Here is a 22146-nt window from a genome sequence, read left to right on the forward strand (position 1 = left end):
TCAGGCCGCGCGCCGCATGGTCGCCGTGAGTGCGCCCATCACGACGAGGGCGCCTCCGCCCGCGCGGGTGAGCCATGTGATGACGCCGGGCCGGCGAATCGTCGCGCGCAGGCGATCGGCCAGAAGCGCGTAGGCCAGCGCGTTGAGCGCGGCGAGGCCCACGAAGGTGCCCGTGAGGATGGCGAATTGCGGCAGGAGGGGTGCCGCGGGGGTCACGAATTGCGGCACGAAGGCGATGAAGAAGGCGATGGATTTCGGGTTGAGCGCCGTCACCCCGGCCGCGTGCCAGAAAACGCCGCGCCCGGTGATTGCCCGCCCCGGTGCGGCCGTCAGACCGGGCGAGGGCGCGCTGCGAAGGAGCCGGATCCCGAGCCAGACCAGGTAGACCGCGCCCGCCCATTTCAGCACCGTGAAGAGCGTGGCGGAGGCCAGCACCAGCGCGCCGAGCCCCGCGAGCGAGGCCGACATGGCGACGAAATCGCCCAGCGCGACACCCGCCGCGCTGGCCAGCGCGACGCTGCGGCCCTTGGAGAGCGCGTAGCTCAGCACCAGCAGGACGGTGGGGCCGGGAATGAGCAGGAGCGCCGTGGTGGCGGCGCAGAAGGTGAGCCAGAGATCGAGGGGCATGACGACGCGTCCTGTATCGGGTGCGGTGGAATCCGGTGGCGGCAGGGTGGCGGGCGGGGTGGTCCGGTGTCAAGGAACTGGACCGCGGGTCGCGCTTCAGCCCAGCACGCGCCCGGCCACCGCATCGAGTTTCGCCACGAGGGCCGGATCGCGGGCGCCGGGTGCGGTGAGGATCGCGTGATCGAGCGCGCGGTCGCAACCGGCAGGGCAGGGCACGGGCCGCGCGCCCAGGTGGTCCGGCAGCGCGCGCAGCATCTCGCGCGCATGGGCGGAATTGGCGGTGAGCGTGGCGATGATCCGGGTCACGTCGACCTCGCCATGTTCGGGGTGCCAACTGTCGTAGTCGGTGACCATGGCGACGGTGGCATAGCAGAGCTCGGCCTCGCGCGCGAGCTTGGCCTCGGGCATGTTGGTCATCCCGATGACGTCGGCGCCCCAGCTTTCGCGATACATGCGGGATTCGGCCAGGGTCGAGAATTGCGGACCCTCCATGGCGAGGTAGGTGCCGCCCTCGTGGACGGTGACGCCGGTGCTGCGGGCGGCCCCGGCACAGGCGGCGGCGAGCCGGGGGCAGGCGGGGTTCGCCACGCTCACGTGGCCCACGCAGCCGGGGCCGAAGAAGGATTGCTCGCGCGCGATGGTGCGGTCGATGAACTGGTCCACGATCACGAAATCGCCCGGCGCCATCGTCTCGCGGAACGAGCCGCAGGCCGAGACCGAGATCACGTCCGTCACGCCCAGCCGTTTCAGCGCATCGATATTGGCGCGGTAGGGGATGGAGCCCGGCGTGTGGACATGGCCGCGCCCGTGGCGGGGCAGGAACACGAGCGCGAGATCGCCCAGCCGCCCGGTGAGCATCTCGTCGGAGGGTGGTCCCCACGGGGTCTCGACCGCCTGCCAGCGGGCGTCCTCGAGCCCGTCAATATCGTAGAGCCCCGAGCCGCCGATGATGGCGAGTTTGAACGTCATGTGTCCCGACCCTTTCGCTTTGCCGGTGACGGTGCCGGGGGCGGACCGGGAACGCAACCGTGAAAATCGCGGGAAGGGGTGTCGGAGTCTTGCAGGAAATCCGGCCCGGAAACCTGCAAATTTCGGCATCCCGCCGCGCCACGGTTGTCAAGCGGGTGCATGCAGGATAGGGGCGGGGCGCAACCACGACAGTCAATCCGAGGACATACCCCCGTGAAGAAAGCCCTTCTCGCGGCCTTTGCCGGCCGTATCGACATGCCCGACCTGAGCGTGATGCAGGATGAGCGGCTGAGCCTCACGCGGCTGCGCATCGAGCTTCTGTCGGGGCTGACCGTGGCGCTGGCGCTGGTGCCCGAGGCGGTGGCCTTCGCGTTCGTGGCGGATGTGCATCCGCTCGTCGGGCTTTACGCGGCCTTTCTCGTGGGCCTCGTCACGGCGCTGATCGGGGGACGGCCGGGCATGATCTCGGGGGCGACGGGCGCGCTGGCGGTGGTGATGGTCGCGCTGGTGGCACAGCACGGGGTCGAATACCTTTTCGCGACCGTCATTCTCATGGGCATCCTCCAGGTGATCGCGGGCGCGCTCCGATGGGGCAAGTTCATCCGGCTGGTCCCGCATCCGGTGATGCTGGGTTTCGTCAACGGGCTCGCCATCGTGATCTTCCTTGCGCAGATGGGCCAGTTCAAGGTGCCGGGCAGCATGGTCAACACGGGGCACGGCATGTCGGGCGGCGAGTGGTTGCCGCTCGGTGAGCTGGCGCTGATGCTCGGGCTCGTGGCGCTGACCATGGGGGTGATCTGGATCATGCCGCGCATCACGCGGGTCGTTCCCGCGCCGCTTGCCGGGATCGCCGTGGTGGCGGCGCTGGTGATCGGGCTGGGCCTCGATGTGCCCCGCGTGGGCGACCTCGCTTCGATCGAGGGGAAGTTTCCGTCCTTCCACCTGCCGTTCGGCGAGGGTACCGGGCTTTACGGGACGCCGCTTGCGCCCTTCACCCTCGAGACGCTCGAGATCATCCTGCCCTATGCGGTGATCCTCGCGGCGATCGGGCTGATCGAAAGCCTGCTGACGCTCAACCTCGTGGGCGAGATGACGGGGCGGCGCGGCGGCGCGAGCCAGGAGTGCATCGCGCAGGGCCTTGCCAACACGCTTACCGGGTTCATGCAGGGCATGGGCGGTTGCGCGATGATCGGCCAGTCGATGATCAACGTGAGATCGGGCGGGCGCACGCGGATCGCGGGCGTGGCGGCGGCGCTTTTCCTGCTGGTCTTCATCCTCTACGCGGCCCCGGCGATCGAGCAGATCCCGCTGGCTGCGCTGGTGGGGGTGATGTTCATGGTGGTGATCGGCACCTTCGCGTGGAACAGCTTGCGCATCCTGCGCAAGGTGCCGGTGACGGATGCCCTGGTGATCGTGCTGGTGACGGTGGTGACGGTGAAATACGACCTCGCCATCGCGGTTGTCGTCGGGGTCATCGTCTCGGCGCTGGCCTATTCGTGGAACAACGCCACCCGCATCCACGCCACGACGCGGGAGTCGCATACCGACAAGGGCGCGAAGGTCTACGAGATCCAGGGGCCCCTCTTCTTCGGGTCGAGCGACGGGTTCATGGAGCTTTTCACGGTGGAGGACGACCCCGATCTCGTCATCATCGACTTCGCCGAAAGCCGGGTGGTGGACCAGTCGGCGCTTCAGGCGATCGAGGCCATCGCGGGGCGTTACGAAGCGGCGGGCAAGCGCGTGAAACTGCGCCATCTGAGCCGCGATTGTCACCGGCTGCTGACCAAGGCGGGGCATCTCATGGTCGATAGCGACGACGATCCCGATTACGCGCTCGCGGTCGATTATGACGTGCGGACGGGGGTTCTCGGCGGGCACTAGGCCGCGTGCGCGACCCTGCGGCGGTCAGTCCGCGGATTTCACCGCCGCGGGGGAGAGCGTGATCCGGCAGGAAAACCCCTCATCGCCGAAACCGGTGTCGATCGAGCCGAGTTCGCCGAGAGCGGTGGACATGAGCGCGGTGCCGAAGCCCGATCGCCTGTCTGCGGGCGCGGGCGGGCCGCCTTCTTCGCACCAGTCGAGACGCGCACCGCCATCGGGCAACTGTCGAACCGAGAGGCGGATGGTGCCGTCCCCGACCGAGAAGGCGCCGTATTTCACCGCGTTGGTGAACAGTTCGTGCAACACGAGCGTGAGCCCGTCCGCCGCCTCGTCGGCGAGTGTCAGGACCCGCTTTGGTGGCGTGAGGTCGAAGCGATGGCCCGCGCCCAGGAAGGGGGCTGCCTGTGCCTCGATCCGTGCCGAGAGCGATGGCGGCGGCGTGTCCTCCGCGTGGCCCATCCGGCTGGTCCGGGCGAAGGCGGCGATGCGGTCGCGGATGGTGCGCGAGAGATCATCGACCGAGACCGCGTTGCGCGCCGACATGCTGACCATCGAGGAGATCATCGCAAGCGTGTTGGCCAGCCGGTGATCCATCTCGCGCAGGCGCAGGGCCGCGCGCTCGTCCGCCTCGCGCGCCTCGGTGATGTCATTCAGGGTCCCGACGAGGGCGCGGGGAGCCCCATCCTCGGCCTGCACGACGCGCCCCGAGACCTGCACCCAGCGGAGCGCCCCGTCGACACGCCGGATCCGCCAGTCGCGGGTCCAGCCCTTGCCGGTGCGGATGGCCGTCTGTTGGCATTCGAGGAACCGCGCGTGATCCTCCGGCTCGGGCAGGTGCGAGAAGGCCCGTTCCATCGTCCAGTCGGGGGCGCCGCGCGGGTAGCCGAAGATCCGGTCATGGGCGAGGTTGCGCCGCGCCGTGCCGGTCCGCAAATCGTGCTCCCACACGCCCAGCCCGGTGCGGTCGAGCGCGATCTCGAGCGTCTCATGCCCGGTCGCGATGAATTCGTCGCGGCTGTAATCCATCCCGGCACGCCTTTCCTGGGGCTGTTATCAAGCACGAGCGGTGGTGGAGAAAAACAACTTCCCGTTGATCCGGGACGCACGGATACATCCGCACATTATGTCGGAAAACGGGGTTCCTGGCAAGTTTCGGCGGCGGAGAGCCGCGTGGGCCCGGCTAGGTCCTGGGGCGGGCGAGGGCGAAGCGCTCGCGGATGGTGGCGTAGTCCATGTAGCCCAGCCGCGCCACGGGCTCGTAGGCCGCGGGGTCGATGAGACCGTCACGCAGGATGTCGTCGCGGATATGGATGCCCGTAACCTCGCCGAAGACGACGAGGTTCGCCTCGCCCGGCAAGGTCACGATCTGCGTCAGGCGACATTCGAGCGCGGCGGGGGCGTCCGCCACGCGCGGGCAGTCCACGGTTTCGCAGTCCGCGGTGCCGAGCCCGGCGCGCCCGAATTCGCTTTCGCCGCGGGCGAGCGGAGCGGAGCTTTCGTTCATCTGGTGAAGCATCGCGTGGCCGACGACATTGACGCAGAAGGCGCCCGTGTCGCGGATATTGGCGACGCTGTCCTTGGTGCCGTCCGCGTCCGGCTTGGCCCCGGTCGAGGCGAACATCACCTGCGGCGGCACGTAGGCCACGGCGTTGAAGAAGGAGTAGGGCGCAAGGTTGACGGTGCCATCCGCCCCGCGCGTGGAGATCCAGCCGATGGGACGGGGCGAGACGATCGCGTTGAACGGGTTGTGCGGCAGGCCGTGGCCGTCCTCCGGGCGATAGAACATGGGCATCCTCTCGGCTGCGATGGGGTTTGTGCAGGGCTTACGCGCGTGCTAACCGCTTGGCCAGACGGAAAAGAGCCGGGAAGAAGGCCGCGCGGGACGGAATGGAGCTGAGAGCCGAAGCCGAGGACGACTGGTGGGAGGTCGAGGCCCTTTACGACCTCTGTTTCGCGCCGGGGCGGGAGGCGCTGTCGTCCTACCGGCTCCGCGACGGGGTGCCGCCGGTCGAGGGGCTGAGCCTCGTGGCGCGCGATCCGGGCGGCATTCTCGGCGGTGCGATCCGGTTCTGGCCGGTGCTGATCGGACCGCGGCGCGCGCTGCTCCTGGGGCCGGTCGCGGTGCATCCGACGCGGCAGGGCGAGGGGCTTGGCGGCTGGCTCATCCGCGAAAGCCTCGGGCGCGCGGCGGACCAGGGCTGGTCGCGGGTGATGCTGGTGGGGGATGCGCCCTATTACGGACGGTTCGGGTTTCGCAAGCTCGACGGTGTCGAGATGCCCCCGCCCACGAACCCCGAGCGGGTGCTGGGCCTCGAGATCGTGCCGGGCGCCTGGGCGGGCCTTCGCGGCAAAGTCACGCGCGGCGCTTGAAATCGGCGGTCCCCGCGCTGATCTTGAAAGCCCATAGGGGAGAGAGACATGCAGCTTCTTGGACCGCCCATCGCCGACGAGGAGATCGAGCAGCGGATGGACGCGCTGGTCAGGCGGCACGCGCGGGCCGAAAACCTCGGGATGCAGCTTCTGAACGCCATCGGCGGTTCGGCGGCGGGGCTTCTCGACCGCCTTCCGCGCGAGATCCGCGGCCGGCTCGACGGTGCCACGGCCGAGGCGCTGCGCCTCGCGATGGAGGGCGCGCACCGCTCGCGCAGCGTGGTCGGAAGCCAGCCGGGCTGGCTCAACCGCGCGGTGACGACCGCGATGGGCGCGGCGGGGGGCTTCGGCGGGCTGCCGACGGCGATGGCGGAACTTCCGGTGACAACGGCGATCCTGTTGCGCACCATCCAGGACGTGGCCGAGGAACACGGGTTCGACCCGGAGGAGGAGAGCGTGCGGTTCGATTGCGTTCAGGTCTTTGCCGCGGCGGGGCCGCTCGACCGGGACGACGACACGGATTTCGCCTTTCTCGGGACGCGGATCGCGGTCTCGGGCGCGGCGGTGCATACGATCATCGCGCGGGTGGCGCCGCGGCTGGCCACGGTGCTGGGCCAGAAGCTCGCCGCGCAGACGATCCCGGTCCTTGGCGCGGCGGCCGGGGCGGCCACCAACTACGCCTTCACCGGGTATTACAGCCAGATGGCGCATGTGCATTTCGGCCTGCGCCAGCTTGCGATCGAGGCCGACCGCGATCACGAGGAGCTGGTGGCCGAGTTCCGCCGCCGGGTCGTGAAGCCGCCGGTGAAACGGGCCTAGGCCACCCCGTGTCGTGAGGAGTTGCCTCCGCTCGTTCAGAGTTTGCCGCGCAGGTAGTCCATGACGGCAGGCCGCACCGATTGCTCGCCCCGGTTTCGCGCCTCGCCGATGATCCCGGCCAACTCGCCCAGGTGGGTGCGGCGCAGGATGGACTTGACCGGGCCGACGGAGGCCGGCCGCATCGAGAGCGCGCGCAGTCCGATCGCCGCGAGGCACGCGGCCTCGACCGGGCGGCCCGCGTCCTCGCCGCAGAAGCTCAGCGGGGTGTCGGTGGCCCGGCAGCGCGCGACGATGGTTTCGAGAAAGCTCAGGAACGAGACGTTGAGCGTATCGTAGCGGCGTCGCACAAGCTCGTTCTCGCGGTCGGCGGCGAAGAAGAACTGCTTGAGATCATTGCCGCCGATCGAGAGGAAATCGACCTTCCGATAGAACGCGTCGGGCGCGTAGGCGAGCGAGGGCGTCTCGAGCATGGCGCCCACGCTCAGCGACGAGGGCAGCGGATGGCCCAGCCGCCGCTCGCGTTCGAGGGCCTTGTCCATCTCGGCGCGGGCGGCGTCGTATTCCTCCATCTGCGCGACGAAGGGGAACATGACCGAAAGCGGGCGGCCCGCGGCGGCGCGCACGAGCGCCTGGAGCTGCATCCGCATCACGCCGGGCCTGTCGAGGCCGATGCGGATGGCCCGCCAGCCGAGCGCCGGGTTGGGCTCGTCCACGGACTTCATGTAGGGCAGCACCTTGTCCGAGCCGATGTCGAGCGTGCGGAACACCACGTGCTTGCCGCCCGCCGCGTCCATGATGCGCGCGTAGAGTTCGGACAGTTCGGCGCGCTTGGGCATGTGGTTGCGGATGAGGAACTGAAGCTCGGTGCGGAAAAGGCCCACGCCCTCGGCGCCCGAGCCCTTGAGGCTGGGCAGGTCGGCCATGAGGCCCGCGTTCATCGTCAGCGTAAGCTGCGTTCCGTCGAGCGTCTCGGCCGGTTTGTCACGGATCGAGGCGTAGCGTTCCTGCGCCTTGGCCTGCATCGCCAGCTTGTCCACGAAGGCGGCCTTGATGTTGTCGTCGGGCCGCAGGTGGACGGTGCCCTGATCGCCGTCGATCAGGATGGGATCGCCGTTGAGCGCCTCGGTCGTGATGCGCGCGGCGTGGATGACGAGCGGGATGGCGAGCGCGCGGGCGACGATGGTGGCATGGCTGCCGACCGCGCCTTCCTCGAGCACGATGCCCTTGAGCGAACGGCCGTAGTCCAGAAGCTCGGCGGGGCCGATATTGCGCGCGACGAGGATCGGGTCGGAGGGCATTTCGGCCCCGGTCTCGGTGCCCTGGCCGGTGAGGATGCGCAGCAGGCGGTTCGACAGGTCGTCGAGGTCGTGGAGGCGGTCGCGCAGGTAGGGGTCGGTGACCTTTTCCATGCGGGCGCGGGCGGCCGATTGCTCCTTCTCGACCGCCGCCTCGGCCGACAGGCCGCGCTGGATGTCCTCCTCCATCCGGCGCATCCAGCCCTTGGAGTTGGCGAACATGCGGTAGGTCTCGAGCACCTCCAGCTGTTCGCTGTCGCCGAGGCGCGCGCCCGAGAGCATCCGGTCGACGCCCACGCGCAGTTCCTCGACCGCTTCGTTCAGGCGCTCGGTCTCGCGGACGGGGTCGTCGGCGATGGGGTTGGTGATGACGACGCGCGGCTCGTGCAGCCAGACATGGCCCTGGGCCACGCCCTCCTGCGCGGTATGGCCGCGAAAGAGCACGGCCTGCTGGTGGCGCGCCGACATGGCCGCGCCTTCGCCCACGAAGGCGCCGAGCTCCGCCATCTCGGCGATGACCATGGCGACGACCTCGACGGCGTAGATCTCTTCCTCGGAATAGGTGCGTCCGTCCTTGGATTGCACCACGAGCACGCCAAGCGTCTCGCCCAGACGCTGGATCGGGACGCCGAGGAAGGAGGCATATCCCTCTTCCCCGGTCTCCGGCATGAAGCGGAACCCGCGCGTGCCGGGGGCGTCCTCGGTGTTGATGAGCTTGCCGGTCCGCGCGACGCGGCCCACGAGCCCCTCGCCCAGTTTCATCCGCGTCTGGTGGACCGCCTCGGGATTGAGACCCTCCGTCGCGCAGAGCTCGAGCGTGTCCTCGTCGCGAAAGAGGTAGATCGAGCAGACCTCGGTGTGCATTTCCTCGGAGATGAGCGCGGTGATCGCATCGAGCCGGTCCTGGCCGCCCGCATCCGCCGACAGCGCCTCGCGCAGTCGGCCGAGCATCTGACGGCTGTCGGTGATTATGTCGCTCATCTGGCTGGCAGCCCCCCTGGATGCGTCGGATCGGGTCGCCGGCGCAATCCGCTTTCTATCATGAAGTGTCCCGATCGCAAGTTTGATCCGGGGGACGGGTATGGATGCGCGCGTCGCATCCATGTGGCGCGGGATGGCGCGTCAGGCCCGTCGATGGCCCCGGATCCCTTGTGATCAGGCGGTCTTGTCCAGTTCGAAGGCGTCATGGAGGGCCTGCACGGCGAGTTCCATGTACTTGCGGTCGATGAGCACCGAGATCTTGATCTCGGAGGTGGCGATCACCTTGATGTTGATACCCTCGTCAGAGAGCGTCTTGAACATCCGCGCCGCGACGCCGGACTGGCTGCGCATGCCGATGCCCACCGCCGAGACCTTGGAGACGTTGGTATCGGCCACGAGCTCGCGATAGTTGATGTCCCCCCGCGCCTTGGCTTCCTGCACCGCCTTCTCGGCGCGCGCCACCTGGTCGGTGGGGCAGGAGAAGGTCATGTCGGTGCGCCCTTCCTCGGAGATGTTCTGGATGATCATGTCCACGTTCACGCCCGCCTCGGAGAGGGGCCCGAAGATGGCCGCCGCGATGCCGGGGCGGTCGGCGACGGAGATGAGTGTCATCTTGGCTTCGTCCCGGCTGTATGCGATGCCGCTCACCACGTTTGATTCCATGATTTCCTCCTCGGCGCAGACGAGGGTTCCGGCCTCGTCCGACTGTTCCTCGAAACTGCTCAGCACGCGCAGTTTCACATTGTAGCGCATGGCCAGTTCGACCGAGCGGGTCTGAAGCACCTTGGCCCCGAGCGAGGCCAGTTCGAGCATTTCCTCGAAGGCGATGCGGTCGAGCTTGCGCGCCTTCGACGTGATGCGCGGGTCCGTGGTGTAGACGCCATCGACATCGGTGTAGATGTCGCACCGCTCGGCCTCGAAGGCGGCGGCGAAGGCCACGGCGGTCGTGTCGGAGCCGCCGCGTCCGAGCGTGGTGATGCGACCCTCGGGGCTGATCCCCTGGAAACCCGCGACCACCGCCACGCGCATGCCTTCGGCGAATTTGGCCCGGATGTTGTCGGGCGGGATTTCCTCGATCCGGGCCTGGCTGTGGGCCGAGTTGGTCTTGAGCGGCACCTGCCAGCCCTGCCAGCTTCGGGCGGGAATGTCCATTTCCTGCAAGGTGAGCGCCATGAGCCCGGCGGTCACGTTCTCGCCCGAGCTGACCACCGCGTCGTACTCGCGCGCGTCGTAGAGCGGCGAGGTTTCGTTGACCCAGCCCACGAGTTCGTTCGTCTTGCCCGACATGGCCGAGACGATGACGATCACGTCGTAGCCCTTGGCCACCTCGACGCCGACGCGCTTGGCGACACGGCGGATGCGGTCGAGATTGGCAACGGAGGTGCCGCCGAATTTCATCACGAGAACGGGCATGGGCATGTCCTTGGCCGCTTGGTCGCGCGCGGTGTAGCGGCGGGGCGGGCGAAGGGCAAGCGGCGGCGGTGGGGCGGAGGCGCGAAAGTTGCGATTTCGAGTGGATCGGGTGCGTTTCGGCGCGGGATGAGGCGGCAGATGGACGGGATTTGACCGTTTTGCTCGGCGCCAAAGGCGGGTAGAGATCCGAAAATCAAACGGGAGTGCGCCCATGTCGAGAGTTGCGGTTCTGCCCTACGGGATGAAGCTGGGTGCGCGGCCCGGACGGCTGCCGCTCGCGGCGCTGCAATGGCCGCTGGGCCTGCCCGAGGACGCGGCCGGCGCGACGCTGGGCGATCTGGGGCCGGACGATCATCTGCTCGTCTTTCCGCGCGGGTCGCATTTCTGGCGACCGGGCTTCGGCACGCGGGCGCGGGTGTCCCTTCTGGTGTGCGAGCCGCAGGCGATCCAGGGGCGCATCATGGCGCGGCTCAAGCGAGCACATGGGCGATTTCACCGGGTGCTGAGCGCGAACGAGGCGCTGCTGGAGGCGATCCCGAACGGCATCTTCTGGCCCTTCGGGAGCACCTGGGTACCGGAATGGCGTGACCTCGACCTCGAAAAACGCGCGCTGTGTTCGCTCATCGCGTCGGCCAAGCGGTCGCAGGAGGGGCACAGGCTTCGCCACGAGATCGTGGATCGGGCGCGCGAGGCGGATTTCGACCTGACGGCGATGGGGGGCGGTTATGCGCCGTTCCGGGCCAAGGCCGAGGGGTTGGCGCCCTTCCGTTATTCGGTGGTGATCGAAAACGTGCGGGAGCGGAACTATTTCACCGAGAAGATCGTCGATGCGGTGCTCTGCGAGACGGTGCCGATCTACTGGGGCTGTCCGAATATCGCGGAGTTCTTCGATACGGACGGCTGGATCGTCTGCGACACCGCCGAGGATATCATGGCGGCGCTGGCGGGCATGTCCGAGGCGGATTCCGAGGCGCGGCGCCCGGCGATTGCCGCGCAGAAGGAGCGGGCGGCGCATTGGGGAGACTTCACCGCCCGCGCCGCGCGGGCGGTGTTGGAAACGTAAAATTCCGTTCGGACCCGGGGCTCCCCCGGGCTTCGCCCGTTCGCCGGGCCTTCGGCCCGGACAGGTCCTCACCCCGCGATAAGCCCCATCTGTTCGAGCTTCAGGATCACCTGGTGGGCGCAGTTGTCGACCTCGACATTCTCGGTCTCGACGCGCAGCTCTGGGTTTTCCGGCACGTCATAGGGGTCGGAAATCCCGGTGAATTCCTTGATCTTGCCTTCGCGCGCGAGCTTGTAGAGCCCCTTGCGGTCGCGGCGTTCGCATTCCTCGATGGAGGTGGCGACATGGACCTCGACGAAGGCGCCGAATTGCTCGATCTCCTCGCGGACCGCGCGGCGGGTGGTGGCATAAGGAGCAATCGGCGCGCAGATGGCGATGCCGCCGTTCTTGGTGATCTCGCTGGCGACATAGCCGATGCGGCGGATGTTGAGGTCGCGGTGTTCCTTGGAGAAGCCGAGTTCGGAGCTGAGGTTCTTGCGGACGATATCGCCGTCGAGCAGCGTCACGGGGCGGCCGCCCATCTCCATCAGCTTGACCATGAGGGCGTTGGCGATGGTCGATTTGCCCGAACCGGAAAAGCCGGTGAAGAACACCGTGAAGCCCTGCTTGGAGCGCGGCGGGCGGGTGCGGCGGAGTTCCTCGACCACCTCGGGGAAGGAGAACCAGTCGGGGATCTCGAGCCCCTCCTGCAGGCGGCGGCGCAGTTCGGTGCCGGAGATGTTGAGGATGGTCACGTTGTCGCGGTCCTCGATCTCGTCGATGGCCTCGTACTGGGCGCGTTCCTGCACGTAGACCATGTGTTTGAAATCGACCATCTCGATGCCGATCTCGTCCTGGTGCTGGCGCACCAGATCCTGCGCGTCGTAGGGGCCGTAGAAATCCTCGCCCTTCGAGTTCTTGCCGGGGCCGGCATGGTCGCGCCCGACGATGAAATGCGTGCAACCGTGGTTGCGCCGGATCAGCGCGTGCCAGAGCGCCTCGCGCGGGCCGGCCATGCGCATCGCGAGGTTCAGGAGCGACATCGTGGTCGTGGAGCCGGGATACTTGTCGAGCACCGCCTCGTAGCAGCGCACGCGGGTGAAGTGATCGACGTCGCCCGGCTTGGTCATGCCGACCACGGGATGAATGAGCAGGTTCGCCTGGGCCTCCTTGGCGGCGCGGAAGGTCAGTTCCTGATGCGCGCGGTGGAGGGGGTTGCGGGTCTGGAAGGCCACGATCTTGCGCCAGCCGAGCTTGCGGAAATAGGCGCGCAACTCGTTGGGCGTGTCGCGGCGGCCGCGAAAATCGTAGTGGGTGGGCGGCTGGATACCCGTCACCGGCCCGCCGAGATAGACCGAACCGGCGGTGTTGTGCAGGTAGTTGACCGCCGGGTGCGCGTCATCGTCGGCGCCGAACACCTTTTCGGCCTCGCGCGCCTTGTCGGGGGTCCAGCGATCGGTGACGGTCATCGTGGCGAGGATCACGCCCTCCTGGTCGCGCAGCGCGATGTCCTGGCCGAGCTCGAGCTTGTCGGCGAAGTCGGGCGAGACGTCTAGCGTGATGGGCATGGGCCAGAGCGTGCCGTCGGCGAGGCGCATGTTCTCGACCACGCCGTCGTAATCCTCCTCCGAGAGGAAGCCCTTCAGCGGGTTGAAGCCGCCGTTCATCAGAAGCTCGAGATCGCAGATCTGGCGCGGGGTCAGGTCGTGGCTCACGAGGTCGGTGGCCTCGTGCTTCATCTTCTGCGCGCTCTCGTAGGAGACGTAGAGCTCGGGGATGGGGGTGAGGTTCTTCAGCATCGTCATGGCGTGTCTTTCTTTGATCTGCCCGGCGCGCCGGTGCGCGTTCGGGCGCGGGATAGACCGGGAGCGTGGCGGCAATCAAGCAGGGGCGCGGAGAATTCGCGCAAATGGGACAAGAATACCGCGCCCGCAGCGGGACGCGGTCAGATTTCCCGCACGCCGCACCATTCGGCGACGAAAAGCGCCATGGCGGCGGTGGTGCGTCGGAGCGACGCGAGGCTCACGCGCTCTTCGAAGCCATGGATGTTCTCGGCCAGCGCGCCGTAGCAGAGGGCGGGAACACGGTCGTAGAGCGCGTGCACGCGGCAATCGAGATAGGCGGTGGAGGGCATCGCTTCAAGCGGCCCGCCGAGTGCCGCCTCGTGGGCGCGGGCGAGCGTGGCCTCCGCGTCGGAGCCCTCCTCGAGCGCGTAGCCTTCGGCGAAGAAGCCGTTGAAGGTGACGGTGGGGGGCGCTTCGGACAGGTAGGGATCCGTGCGGGCGAATTCGGCGATGCGGGCCTCGACCTCGCGCGCCATGTCGGCGGCCTTCTGGCCGGGATAGATCGAGATGCGGCAATCGAGGCGGCACCACGCGGGCACCGAGGACGCCCAGTCGCCGCCCTCGATGCGCCCCAGGTTGAGGTTGATCGGATGGGGCAGGTCGGCGAAATGCGGGTGATCGGCACGGGCGGCGTTCCAGTCCTCCTCGAGGTCCCGCAGGGCGTTGGCGATGCGGTAGGTGGCGTCGATGGCGTTCGCGCCTGTGCCCATCTGGGCCACGTGAACCGGCACGCCGCGCACTTCGATGCGGAACCACAACACGCCCACCGTCGCCCGCACGAGCGCCTCGCCCATCGGTTCGGGAATGAGCACCGCGTCGGCGCGGTAGCCGCGCAGGTGTGTGGCGAGCGCGCCGTTGCCGGTGGATTCCTCCTCGACCACCGACTCGACATGGATGCGCCCCGCGGGCGCGAGGCCCGCGCGTTTCAGCGCGTCGAGCGCAAAGATGTTCGACGCCGCTCCGCCTTTCATGTCCCCCGCGCCGCGGCCGTAGAGCCAGTCGCCCTCGACATGCGGCTTGAAGGGCCCGTGGGTCCACATCGCCGCGGGACCGGCGGGGACCACGTCGACATGCGCCTGGAGGATGAGCGAGCGGCCCTGTTCGGCCTCGGGATGGTAGGTGCCGACGACGATGGGGGCGTCGGAATGCTCGTCCGAGAAACGTCCGCCGCCCTCATGCGCCTCGAGCGCGGCGCGGTCCATCTCGAAGCGGTCCATCTCGAGCCCGCGCGCGGCGTAGGCGTCGTGGATGAAGGCCTGGACCTCGTGCTCGTTGCCGCGCGTGGAGGGGTGGCGGACGAGATCGCGGGTGAAGGCCAGTTGATCGTCGAAGCCCGCGTCCACGGCGTCGGTGATGCGGGTGACGAGATCGGAGGGAAGGGACATGCGATGGCTCCTTTCGGCCCCGGGGGGCTTTGCGCTGTTCGGGCCGACGCTAGACCGCTTGGCGCGGTCAGGGAAGGGCGTGCGGTCCGATACGGAGGGAGACGCGGTCCGAGACCGGGAGATCGAGCGTGCCGTCCTCGAGACGCGGAGGGGCCGCGGTGAGCAGGGCCAGCCGGTCGTGCAGCGCGGTGAGGTCCGAAACGGCGAGTTCCGGCGGCGATGCATGCGCCGGATCGGATGCGTCGCCGTGGGCGCCGAAGATGCGGGTGGAGCGCGGGAGCAGGGCCAGGAGCCTGTCGGCGCTTGCCGCGTAATCCCGGACCGAGGCGCCGGGAAGATGCGCGTAGAGCGGGCCGGGATAGAGGAAATCTGCCGCAAGCAGGATCCCCGCCTCGGGCCACCAGAGCGAGACGCTGTCGGGCGAGTGGCCGGGCGTGTGCAGAAGGTGCAGCGCGACTCCGCCCAGGTCGAGCACGTCGCCGATGGGGCGCCAGCGCGCGACGGGAAAGGTGGGCGCGCTGCGGTTTTCATGCGCGCCGAGGAAGAGCGGTTCGGTGGGCGTGACGTGCCCCGCCACTTCGCAGGCGCGCAGGACGGGCAGGTCGGGCAGGTGGACGCGGTCGAAACGGTGGACGTTGCCCAGGTGGTCGTAATGCATGTGCGAGGGCAGCACCGTGAGCGGCCGGTCGGTCAGCGCCGCCACGGTCGGGACGATATCGGCCATGAAGGAGCCGGTGTCGAAAAGCAGCGCCGCGTCGCGGCCCTCGACCAGGTAGGACCAGTTCTGCTGCTCGTAGCGCGGCTCGCCGATGGCGTGGAGGGCGGGGCCGATCGCGTGGGTGACATACCAGTCGCCGCCCATCGCGGTCAGTCCCCGTCGAGCGCGATGGCCCAGCCATCGGGACGGAAGCCGAAATCGCGGGCATGGGCGATGGCGACGGACTCGCCGATCCAGATGGCCGTGGCGCTCAGGATCTGGTCGGGAAGGGTGGCGACCAACATGGGGGCATCCTCGCCCTCGGGCACCCATTCGCAGGCGAACCCGTCGGCCGCCAGCGCGTCGGCCAGCGGCTCCCAGTCGTCTGCGTTCCCGGCGGGCAGGAGAAAATAGCTCACGTCGCCAATGTCGGGCAGGTCGTGCCCGGCCCGAAGTTCGGCGAAGGCGGCGCGCGTTTCGGCCTCCTGAGCGGCGAGGTCGTCGGCAGTGCCGGACATCACTCGGCCGCGTCGACGGGGGCGCCGTAACCCAGCGGTTCGGTGGTGTCCTTCTTCTCGGCGGGGGCCTCGCCCTGTTCGGCAAGCCAGCGCTCGGCCTCGAGCGCGGCCATGCAGCCCATGCCGGCGGAGGTCACGGCCTGGCGATACTTGTGGTCGGTGAGATCGCCCGCGGCGAAGACGCCGGGGATCGAGGTTTCGGTGCTGTCGGGCTTGGTGACGACATAGCCGCCCATGTGGGTTTCGAGCGTGTCCTTGACCAACTCGTTCGCCGGCGCGTGGCCAATGGCGATGAAGACGCCCTTGCACGGGATGTCGGTGATTTCGCCCGTCTCCACGTGCCGGACCTTCACACCCTCGACGCCAAGGGGGTTCTCGGAGCCGTAGACCTCTTCGAGCTGGTGGAACCAGAGCGGTTCGATCTTGGGATTCTTCTTCAGCCGGTCCTGAAGGATCATCTCGGCGCGCAGTTCGTCGCGGCGGTGGATGAGCGTGACCTTGGAGGCGAAGTTCGTGAGGAACAGCGCCTCTTCCACGGCGGTGTTGCCGCCGCCCACGACGACGATTTCCTGCCCGCGGTAGAAGAAACCGTCGCAGGTGGCGCAGGCCGACACGCCGAAGCCCTTGAACTTCTCCTCGCTGGGCAGACCCAGCCACTTGGCCCGCGCGCCGGTGGCGAGGATCACGGCGTCGGCGGTGTAGATGGTGCCGCTGTCGCCGGTTGCGCGGAAGGGACGCTCCGAGAGGTCGAGATCGGTGATGATGTCGCCCACGATCTCGCAGCCCATCGCCTTGGCATGGGCTTCCATCCGCAGCATGAGATCGGGGCCCTGCACCTCGGTGTCGCCCGGCCAGTTCTCGACCTCGGTGGTGGTGGTGAGCTGGCCGCCCGGTTCGATTCCCTGCACCAGAAGCGGCGAGAGCATGGCGCGCGAGGCGTAGATGCCCGCGGTATAGCCCGCGGGGCCGGAGCCGATGATGAGAACTCGGGTGTGACGGGGTTCGGACATGGGCGCAGCTCCTCGGCCGGTGGATTCGGATGGGTAGGGATATAGTGGTCGGGCGAAGGCCGCGAAACCCCCGAAGACGCAGGGGCAGCTGCGCGGGGAAGCGGGCGAGACGCAACGATCTTGCGCAGTTTGGAAAGATTATTGCGTGTCCCTGCGGGGTTGATATAACAATCGTCAAGTTTCCGAGGGAAGACGATGGCGACGACGCGACTGGATCCGATCGACCGCAAGATATTGGCCGAGTTGCAGGCCGATGGGCGCATGACCAACGTGGAGCTTGCCAAGCGCGTGGGCATTTCCGCGCCACCCTGCCTGCGGCGTGTGCGCACGTTGGAGGAAGCGGGCTATATCCGCGGCTATCATGCGGAGGTCGACGCGAGCGAACTTGGCTTCGAGGTCCAGGTCTTCGCGAGCGTCGGTCTCGTGAGCCAGGCGGAGGCCGATCTCAGCGCGTTCGAGGCGCGGTGCCGCGACTGGCCGCTCGTGCGGGAGTGCCACATGCTGAACGGCGAGGTGGATTTCATCCTCAAATGCGTGGCCCCCGATCTCAGCACCTTCCAGCGGTTCCTCACCGGCGAGTTGACCGCCGCCGAGAACGTGGCGAGCGTCAAGACGTCGCTCGTGATCCGGTGCGCCAAGGACGAGCCGGGCGTGCCTTTCGAAGTGCTCGAGGAGCGGCTCGCGCGGGAGGCGTGAGGCGGGGCCGCGGCGCTTGTCAGGCGTGCGCGGCGTCGCGGGTCTGTCGCGGGTGGACGAGACTTCCGAAATCGGCGGGCCGCCGCAGGTGCGGAAAGAGCGCCATGAATTGCGCGCGCATCTCGTAGCTGAGCGTCGCTTCGAAGCCGGGGCCGGGATGGAAGGTCTCGGCGATGAGACCGCCCACGTTGATCGTCGCGTGGCGGTGCAGCAGGACGTGATAGAGGCGCACCGGGCTTGGTGGGCGCAGGGCGATCACGCTCGTGCCGTCACGGAAGGATTGCACGGGGCGCAGCAGGTTCTCGGTCGCGCCCGAAAGCCGCTGCATCAGGCGCGCGCCGGGTCCGGCAAGCAGATCGGGCATGGGCCGGCCGATGCCGAAAGCGTCGGCCATGATGCGGGTGAGCGGGGCGTCGTCCCGCGTCTCGTCGGGCAGGAGCGTCATGGAGCCCACCCAGAGAAGCGGAGAGGGCCCGCGCTCCTCGGTCAGGAGGCGCATTCCGGGCGTCAGGTCCTCGACCGCGACGGGTCCGGATGACGTGGCGATGAGCGTGCCGCGCGCGAAGGCCGAGAAGGCGGATTGGAAAAGCGGCAGGTTCGGCGCGGACTGCCGCGCGGTTTCGACCGCGCCGTCGCGGCGCAGCCACGACATTTCGTAGACGCGCCGGCCAAGGCCCATGCGAACGGCGTTCCTGGGCGTGAGCGGTGCGGGATCGGCAAAACCGCCGCCCGAGCGAGCTACCCGGTCAAGGCCGGTCGCGGAGGGGGTATAGACCATCGGTGCGTTCCCTTTGCTGGAACGTCGCAACCGTGTCGGCCCCCACCGACGACGACAGAAGGACATGCCTTTCGTTAAATCAGACGGCGAAAATTTGCCGAAACTGGCCGATTTCGTCAAATTTCGGGAAGGATTGAAGCCGGTCTGTCGGCAATCGCATCCACCTGGAGGGTTTGTTTTTCGGGTGGCGACAAACCTGCCACATTTCGATTCGGGGAAGCCAGTGACCCGGCCATGTTGCCGACACGCAAAAGGCCCCTCCGCAGGGAAGGGGCCTTTCGGTAATCGGTAAAATCGGAGGCACTCGTTACGCGACAGGCGACGGAGGGCCGGGGCGGATCAGGCGGTGCGGGGCAGGGCCAGGCGCATCCGTGCCGAACGCACGGGCTTCACCCGGCGATAGCCGCGCTGAAAGGGAAGGATGGTTTTCTCGGTCTTGCTGGTCTCGATCACCGATGCCATCCAGCGGGGTTGCTTCTTCATGTCTCTCTTCCTCTCTCTCGCGGCCCGGTGTCGCGGGGCCCGGCAATGTCTTCGGTCGGGATGACTATCGCCGGGCAATGGGGCCGGGATTTGGCCGATCGCTAACATTTGCAGAAAATCTTCGGGTCTTTGCGGGAGTGAAATGTGGCGTGCGGCGCGTGGGGTGAAATCCAGAAAAACAAAGGGTGCGCGGTGCCGTGGCCATGAAGGAGGTGGCCCGGAATGGGGCGAAATGTGGCGGCGGCCTGCCCCGATCGCGCCGCAATCAGAGCCGGATGACCGACAGGAGCCTGCCGTAATCGGCCTCGCCCGCATGGGTGGCGCGGCGGTAGGAGAAGAATCGCTCGGGGTCCGAATAGGTGCAGTGGCCCGTCCACTCCGCATGGCCCACGCCGGCCACGCGCAGCCGCGCGAGGCCGAAGCCCGGCAGGTCGAACTGCACGCGGTCGCCCTCGCCACCGGCGAAGAAGCGGTGATTGTCGGGATCCTCGGCAAGGAAGTCGTCCATGAAATCCAGTCCCACCTCGTAGGCGCGCTGGCTGATCGAGGGGCCGATCACGGCGATGATGCGGTCGCGGTCTGCGCCGAGGGCCTCCATCGCCTCGACCGTCGCCTCGAGCACACCGGCCAGCGTGCCCTTCCAGCCCGCATGGGCCGCGCCGACGACGGCCGCCTCGGGATCGGCGAAGAGCACCGGCTGACAATCCGCCGTGAGGATGCCGAGACCGAGACCCGGCGTCGCCGTCACCATCGCGTCGGCGCGGGGCTTTTCCGAGAAGGGTTCCGAGAGCGTCGCCACGTCGGGAGAATGCACCTGGTGGACCGATAGCAGGTGGTCGGGGTCGAGCCCCATCGCGTCGGCGGCACGGGTGCGGTTGATCGTCACGATCTCGGCCTGATCCGACGAGCCGTGGCCGCAGTTGAGACCCTGGAAGATGCCCGAGGACGCCCCGCCGCGACGGGTGAAGAAACCGTGGCGCAGGGGCGCGAGGCAATCGGCCGTGATGATCTCGAGCGTCATCGGAGCCCTTTCACGGGTCGAGACCCGGCGGCGGCGCGGCACCTTCCGGATGGAGGGCCATCACCTTGAACAGCGTCCCCATTTCGTCCGGATGCGTCAAGCGGCGATGTGCGGCGACGTGGTTCGCGAGCGCATCTCCGTCGAGCGCGCGGGCGAGTGTCTGCGCGCGGGCCGTGATGCCGAGGCGTTCGAGGAAGACGCCTTGCGGCGTCGGGGCGCTGTGGGCGCAGGGTGCGGCGCGGGCGATCGTCTCGAAGTCCACATGCGCGGTGAGATCGGCGGTGCCGGGCGCCTCGAGCGGATCGGCGCGGGTGTGGCCGCGCACCGCCTGGAACGTGTCGCCCGTGACGCGCCAGTCGCCGTAGTCGATGACGAGCGCCGCGCCGCCATGGGCCGCGATCCGGTGCCCCAGCGTTTCGGCGATGGTGGCGGCGGCGGGCGACAGCTGCACCATGTCGCCGGTCGCGGTGTCGCCCAGGCGATGCGCAAGACCGGCGAGCGGGAGCGGCGACGACAGCCCGAAGGCGAGCCGGTCGTCGGTGAGGCCGACCACCCGTTCGCGCCATTGCTCCCCGTCGCGGAGCATCTGCCGGACCGGCAGCGCGTCGAAGAACTCGTTCGCCACGAGAAAGAGCGGCCCCTCGGGGAGGGTCTCGGCGGTGTCGTGATGGGTGACGCCCGGCACCGCCCGCGCCTGCGCGGTGCGAAGGGTGGGAGAGGCCTCGACCATGTGGAGCCTCGCGGCGTCGTGGAAACCCGGAACGCCCCGCGTGGCGCGCAGCATGTCGGCCATGAGCGTGCCGCGGCCCGGTCCGAGTTCGGCGAGCGCGAAAGATGCCGGCGCGCCCTGGTCGCGCCAGCATTGCGCGAGGGCGAGGCCCAGGAGCTCGCCGAACATCTGGCTGATCTCGGGGGCCGTGACGAAATCGCCCGCCGCGCCCAGGGGGTCGCGGGTGGTGTAATAGCCATGCTCGGGATGGAGCAGGCAGAGCGTCATGTAGTCCGCGATCGTGAGGGGGCCGGTCGCGGCGATCTGCCGTGCGATGATCGAGCGAAGCGCCGTCATGCCCGCCCGGCGCGGCGCGCGCGCAAGACGAGGAAGAGGCCGAGCGCGATCATCGGGATCGACAGGATCTGTCCCATGGTCAGCCCGTAGCCCGAGACATGCCAGGCAAGCCCCAGCGGATTGCCGGGCGAGACGAACTGTGCGTCGGGTTGACGGACGAATTCCACCGCGAAGCGCGCAAGGCCGTAGCCCATGATGAAAAGCCCGGTGATGAGACCCGGATACTTGAACGCGCCGCGGCGCCAGGCAAGCCACATGAGCAGTGCCAGCAGGAGCGCGCCCTCGAGCAGCGCCTCGTAGAGCTGCGAGGGGTGGCGCGCGCAGAGGCCGGTGACGAGGGGGCAGTCCTGCGCCGCCGCGCCGGGGAAGATCACGCCCCAGGGCAGGTCGGTCGGACGGCCCCAGAGCTCGGCATTCACGAAATTCGCGAGCCGGCCCAGCAGCATCCCCACGGGCGTCACCGCCGCGAGCGCGTCGGCGCCGGTGAGAACGGGGATGTCGTGGCGGCGCCAGTAGATCACGCAGGCCAGCATCACGCCGAGAAAGCCGCCGTGAAAGGACATGCCGCCCTCCCATACCATGAGGATCTCGGCCGGGTGCGCGAGGTAGTAGGCGGGCTGATAGAACAGCACGTAGCCCAGCCTGCCGCCCAGGATCACCCCCACGATCACCCAGGTCAGCAGGTCGTCGGCCTGGCCACGGGTCATGGGCGGGGTGTCGTCGGGCCAGAGCTCGGGATGCCGGAGCGATTTCACCACCAGCCACCAGCCGAGCGCAAGGCTGACGACATAGGCCATCGCGTACCAGCGGAGCGCGAACTCCGTGCCGAAGAGGGAAAACGAGACGATCTCGGAGGAGATGTCGGGGAAGGGGATCGCGGCCATAATCATGCGGCCCAATGGCCCGGGGGCGCGGGGGAAGTCAAGCTTGTGACGGCGCGCGGGAGACCCCATATTGACCCAGACCCGCAAACCCGGAGGCGCATATGCAGACCCGCAACAAGGTACTGGACGATATCTCGCAACTCATGACCAACGCGATGGGCGTGGCGCAGGGCGCCAAGACCGAGGCGGAGACGGCGATGAAGTCGATGATCGACCGCTGGCTCGCCGATCGCGATTTCGTCACGCGCGAGGAATTCGAGGCGGTGCGCGCGATGGCGCAGAAGGCGCGCGAGGAGAACGCGGCGCTCATGGCCCGGATCGAGGCGCTGGAAAAGGGCGCGGGCGCGACGAAATGACGCCCGCGGGT

22 protein-coding genes are annotated in these 22146 nt (G+C 68.3%); 6 read left to right on the plus strand and 16 right to left on the minus strand.

Going from position 1 to position 22146, the window contains the following annotated elements; genetic code table 11:
- The gene (locus tag K1T73_RS05500) at positions 1-627 is read right to left on the minus strand and encodes a LysE family translocator (RefSeq protein WP_220602967.1); all 627 of its coding nucleotides are present in this window, start codon (positions 625-627) and stop codon (positions 1-3) included.
- 96 nt (positions 628-723) lie between these two features.
- Positions 724-1596, minus strand: a complete 873-nt coding sequence (locus K1T73_RS05505; RefSeq protein WP_220602968.1) for an S-methyl-5'-thioadenosine phosphorylase — start codon at positions 1594-1596, stop codon at positions 724-726.
- A gap of 255 nt (positions 1597-1851) precedes the next feature.
- On the opposite strand from K1T73_RS05505, the gene K1T73_RS05510 reads away from it, so the two are divergent.
- Entirely contained in the window at positions 1852-3477 is a 1626-nt protein-coding gene (locus tag K1T73_RS05510; protein ID WP_409077745.1) for a SulP family inorganic anion transporter, read from the plus strand.
- A 24-nt stretch (positions 3478-3501) separates the two neighbouring features.
- On the opposite strand, the gene K1T73_RS05515 is transcribed toward K1T73_RS05510, so the two are convergent.
- Together K1T73_RS05515 and K1T73_RS05520 are read right to left on the minus strand one after the other, a co-directional pair.
- Entirely contained in the window at positions 3502-4503 is a 1002-nt protein-coding gene (locus tag K1T73_RS05515; RefSeq protein WP_220602970.1) for a sensor histidine kinase, read from the minus strand.
- A 154-nt stretch (positions 4504-4657) separates the two neighbouring features.
- Positions 4658-5263, minus strand: coding sequence for a flavin reductase family protein (locus K1T73_RS05520; protein WP_220602971.1), 606 nt, complete (start codon positions 5261-5263; stop codon positions 4658-4660).
- A gap of 101 nt (positions 5264-5364) precedes the next feature.
- Here K1T73_RS05520 and K1T73_RS05525 point away from each other — a divergent pair, with 101 nt between their 5' ends.
- Together K1T73_RS05525 and K1T73_RS05530 are read left to right on the plus strand one after the other, a co-directional pair.
- A complete protein-coding gene (locus tag K1T73_RS05525) occupies positions 5365-5847 on the plus strand; it encodes a GNAT family N-acetyltransferase (RefSeq protein ID WP_220602972.1) in 483 nt (160 codons plus the stop codon).
- 48 nt (positions 5848-5895) lie between these two features.
- Complete coding sequence (locus tag K1T73_RS05530; protein WP_220602973.1) at positions 5896-6666, plus strand: EcsC family protein; 771 nt, start codon at positions 5896-5898, stop codon at positions 6664-6666.
- Between the two features lie 35 nt (positions 6667-6701).
- Here K1T73_RS05530 and ptsP read toward each other — a convergent pair whose 3' ends face one another.
- The gene (ptsP, locus tag K1T73_RS05535) at positions 6702-8942 is read right to left on the minus strand and encodes a phosphoenolpyruvate--protein phosphotransferase (RefSeq protein ID WP_220602974.1); all 2241 of its coding nucleotides are present in this window, start codon (positions 8940-8942) and stop codon (positions 6702-6704) included.
- Between the two features lie 174 nt (positions 8943-9116).
- Positions 9117-10355, minus strand: a complete 1239-nt coding sequence (locus K1T73_RS05540; protein WP_220602975.1) for an aspartate kinase — start codon at positions 10353-10355, stop codon at positions 9117-9119.
- Positions 10356-10566: 211 nt separating this feature from the next.
- Between K1T73_RS05540 and K1T73_RS05545 the strand changes: the two genes are divergently transcribed.
- Complete coding sequence (locus tag K1T73_RS05545; protein ID WP_220602976.1) at positions 10567-11418, plus strand: hypothetical protein; 852 nt, start codon at positions 10567-10569, stop codon at positions 11416-11418.
- 68 nt (positions 11419-11486) lie between these two features.
- Here the strand turns inward: K1T73_RS05545 and K1T73_RS05550 are convergent, their stop codons facing one another.
- The 5 genes from K1T73_RS05550 to trxB form a co-directional block, all read right to left on the minus strand.
- The gene (locus K1T73_RS05550; protein ID WP_220602977.1) at positions 11487-13202 is read right to left on the minus strand and encodes a bifunctional sulfate adenylyltransferase/adenylylsulfate kinase; all 1716 of its coding nucleotides are present in this window, start codon (positions 13200-13202) and stop codon (positions 11487-11489) included.
- A gap of 140 nt (positions 13203-13342) precedes the next feature.
- Positions 13343-14626 carry an ArgE/DapE family deacylase gene (locus K1T73_RS05555; RefSeq protein WP_220602978.1) on the minus strand — a complete coding sequence of 428 codons (1284 nt, stop codon included), beginning with the start codon at positions 14624-14626 and terminating at the stop codon, positions 13343-13345.
- Between the two features lie 67 nt (positions 14627-14693).
- Positions 14694-15488 carry an MBL fold metallo-hydrolase gene (locus K1T73_RS05560; RefSeq protein WP_220602979.1) on the minus strand — a complete coding sequence of 265 codons (795 nt, stop codon included), beginning with the start codon at positions 15486-15488 and terminating at the stop codon, positions 14694-14696.
- 5 nt (positions 15489-15493) lie between these two features.
- Positions 15494-15841, minus strand: coding sequence for a ribonuclease E inhibitor RraB (locus tag K1T73_RS05565; protein WP_220602980.1), 348 nt, complete (start codon positions 15839-15841; stop codon positions 15494-15496).
- Positions 15841-16851 carry a thioredoxin-disulfide reductase gene (gene trxB / locus K1T73_RS05570; RefSeq protein WP_220602981.1) on the minus strand — a complete coding sequence of 337 codons (1011 nt, stop codon included), beginning with the start codon at positions 16849-16851 and terminating at the stop codon, positions 15841-15843. Before trxB ends, K1T73_RS05565 begins: the two co-directional genes overlap by 1 nt.
- Positions 16852-17046: 195 nt before the next feature.
- Between trxB and K1T73_RS05575 the strand changes: the two genes are divergently transcribed.
- The gene (locus tag K1T73_RS05575) at positions 17047-17547 is read left to right on the plus strand and encodes an Lrp/AsnC family transcriptional regulator (protein ID WP_220602982.1); all 501 of its coding nucleotides are present in this window, start codon (positions 17047-17049) and stop codon (positions 17545-17547) included.
- Positions 17548-17566: 19 nt separating this feature from the next.
- On the opposite strand, the gene K1T73_RS05580 is transcribed toward K1T73_RS05575, so the two are convergent.
- The 5 genes from K1T73_RS05580 to lgt form a co-directional block, all read right to left on the minus strand.
- Positions 17567-18325 (minus strand): Hint domain-containing protein, encoded by a 759-nt coding sequence (locus tag K1T73_RS05580; protein WP_220602983.1) that lies wholly within the window; start codon positions 18323-18325, stop codon positions 17567-17569.
- A gap of 339 nt (positions 18326-18664) precedes the next feature.
- A complete protein-coding gene (locus tag K1T73_RS05585; RefSeq protein ID WP_220602984.1) occupies positions 18665-18808 on the minus strand; it encodes a hypothetical protein in 144 nt (47 codons plus the stop codon).
- A 265-nt stretch (positions 18809-19073) separates the two neighbouring features.
- Entirely contained in the window at positions 19074-19829 is a 756-nt protein-coding gene (gene pgeF / locus K1T73_RS05590; RefSeq protein ID WP_220602985.1) for a peptidoglycan editing factor PgeF, read from the minus strand.
- 10 nt (positions 19830-19839) lie between these two features.
- A complete protein-coding gene (locus K1T73_RS05595) occupies positions 19840-20895 on the minus strand; it encodes a class I SAM-dependent methyltransferase (RefSeq protein WP_220602986.1) in 1056 nt (351 codons plus the stop codon).
- A complete protein-coding gene (lgt, locus tag K1T73_RS05600; RefSeq protein ID WP_220603627.1) occupies positions 20892-21782 on the minus strand; it encodes a prolipoprotein diacylglyceryl transferase in 891 nt (296 codons plus the stop codon). Before lgt ends, K1T73_RS05595 begins: the two co-directional genes overlap by 4 nt.
- A 98-nt stretch (positions 21783-21880) precedes the next feature.
- On the opposite strand from lgt, the gene K1T73_RS05605 reads away from it, so the two are divergent.
- A complete protein-coding gene (locus K1T73_RS05605) occupies positions 21881-22135 on the plus strand; it encodes an accessory factor UbiK family protein (protein ID WP_220602987.1) in 255 nt (84 codons plus the stop codon).
- Positions 22136-22146 lie beyond the last annotated feature (11 nt).

This window comes from Roseovarius sp. SCSIO 43702, from assembly GCF_019599045.1.
Taxonomy (GTDB): Bacteria; Pseudomonadota; Alphaproteobacteria; order Rhodobacterales; family Rhodobacteraceae; genus Roseovarius.

Bases quoted from the DNA above. Each gene is read 5' to 3' on its own strand.
- K1T73_RS05500 (WP_220602967.1), bottom strand. From the start codon at position 627: ATGCCCCTCGATCTCTGGCTCACCTTCTGCGCCGCCACCACGGCGCTC.
- K1T73_RS05505 (WP_220602968.1), bottom strand. From the start codon at position 1,596: ATGACGTTCAAACTCGCCATCATCGGCGGCTCGGGGCTCTACGATATT.
- K1T73_RS05510 (WP_409077745.1), top strand. From the start codon at position 1,852: ATGCCCGACCTGAGCGTGATGCAGGATGAGCGGCTGAGCCTCACGCGG.
- K1T73_RS05515 (WP_220602970.1), bottom strand. From the start codon at position 4,503: ATGGATTACAGCCGCGACGAATTCATCGCGACCGGGCATGAGACGCTC.
- K1T73_RS05520 (WP_220602971.1), bottom strand. From the start codon at position 5,263: ATGTTCTATCGCCCGGAGGACGGCCACGGCCTGCCGCACAACCCGTTC.
- K1T73_RS05525 (WP_220602972.1), top strand. From the start codon at position 5,365: ATGGAGCTGAGAGCCGAAGCCGAGGACGACTGGTGGGAGGTCGAGGCC.
- K1T73_RS05530 (WP_220602973.1), top strand. From the start codon at position 5,896: ATGCAGCTTCTTGGACCGCCCATCGCCGACGAGGAGATCGAGCAGCGG.
- ptsP (WP_220602974.1), bottom strand. From the start codon at position 8,942: ATGAGCGACATAATCACCGACAGCCGTCAGATGCTCGGCCGACTGCGC.
- K1T73_RS05540 (WP_220602975.1), bottom strand. From the start codon at position 10,355: ATGCCCGTTCTCGTGATGAAATTCGGCGGCACCTCCGTTGCCAATCTC.
- K1T73_RS05545 (WP_220602976.1), top strand. From the start codon at position 10,567: ATGTCGAGAGTTGCGGTTCTGCCCTACGGGATGAAGCTGGGTGCGCGG.
- K1T73_RS05550 (WP_220602977.1), bottom strand. From the start codon at position 13,202: ATGACGATGCTGAAGAACCTCACCCCCATCCCCGAGCTCTACGTCTCC.
- K1T73_RS05555 (WP_220602978.1), bottom strand. From the start codon at position 14,626: ATGTCCCTTCCCTCCGATCTCGTCACCCGCATCACCGACGCCGTGGAC.
- K1T73_RS05560 (WP_220602979.1), bottom strand. From the start codon at position 15,488: ATGGGCGGCGACTGGTATGTCACCCACGCGATCGGCCCCGCCCTCCAC.
- K1T73_RS05565 (WP_220602980.1), bottom strand. From the start codon at position 15,841: ATGTCCGGCACTGCCGACGACCTCGCCGCTCAGGAGGCCGAAACGCGC.
- trxB (WP_220602981.1), bottom strand. From the start codon at position 16,851: ATGTCCGAACCCCGTCACACCCGAGTTCTCATCATCGGCTCCGGCCCC.
- K1T73_RS05575 (WP_220602982.1), top strand. From the start codon at position 17,047: ATGGCGACGACGCGACTGGATCCGATCGACCGCAAGATATTGGCCGAG.
- K1T73_RS05580 (WP_220602983.1), bottom strand. From the start codon at position 18,325: ATGGTCTATACCCCCTCCGCGACCGGCCTTGACCGGGTAGCTCGCTCG.
- K1T73_RS05585 (WP_220602984.1), bottom strand. From the start codon at position 18,808: ATGAAGAAGCAACCCCGCTGGATGGCATCGGTGATCGAGACCAGCAAG.
- pgeF (WP_220602985.1), bottom strand. From the start codon at position 19,829: ATGACGCTCGAGATCATCACGGCCGATTGCCTCGCGCCCCTGCGCCAC.
- K1T73_RS05595 (WP_220602986.1), bottom strand. From the start codon at position 20,895: ATGACGGCGCTTCGCTCGATCATCGCACGGCAGATCGCCGCGACCGGC.
- K1T73_RS05605 (WP_220602987.1), top strand. From the start codon at position 21,881: ATGCAGACCCGCAACAAGGTACTGGACGATATCTCGCAACTCATGACC.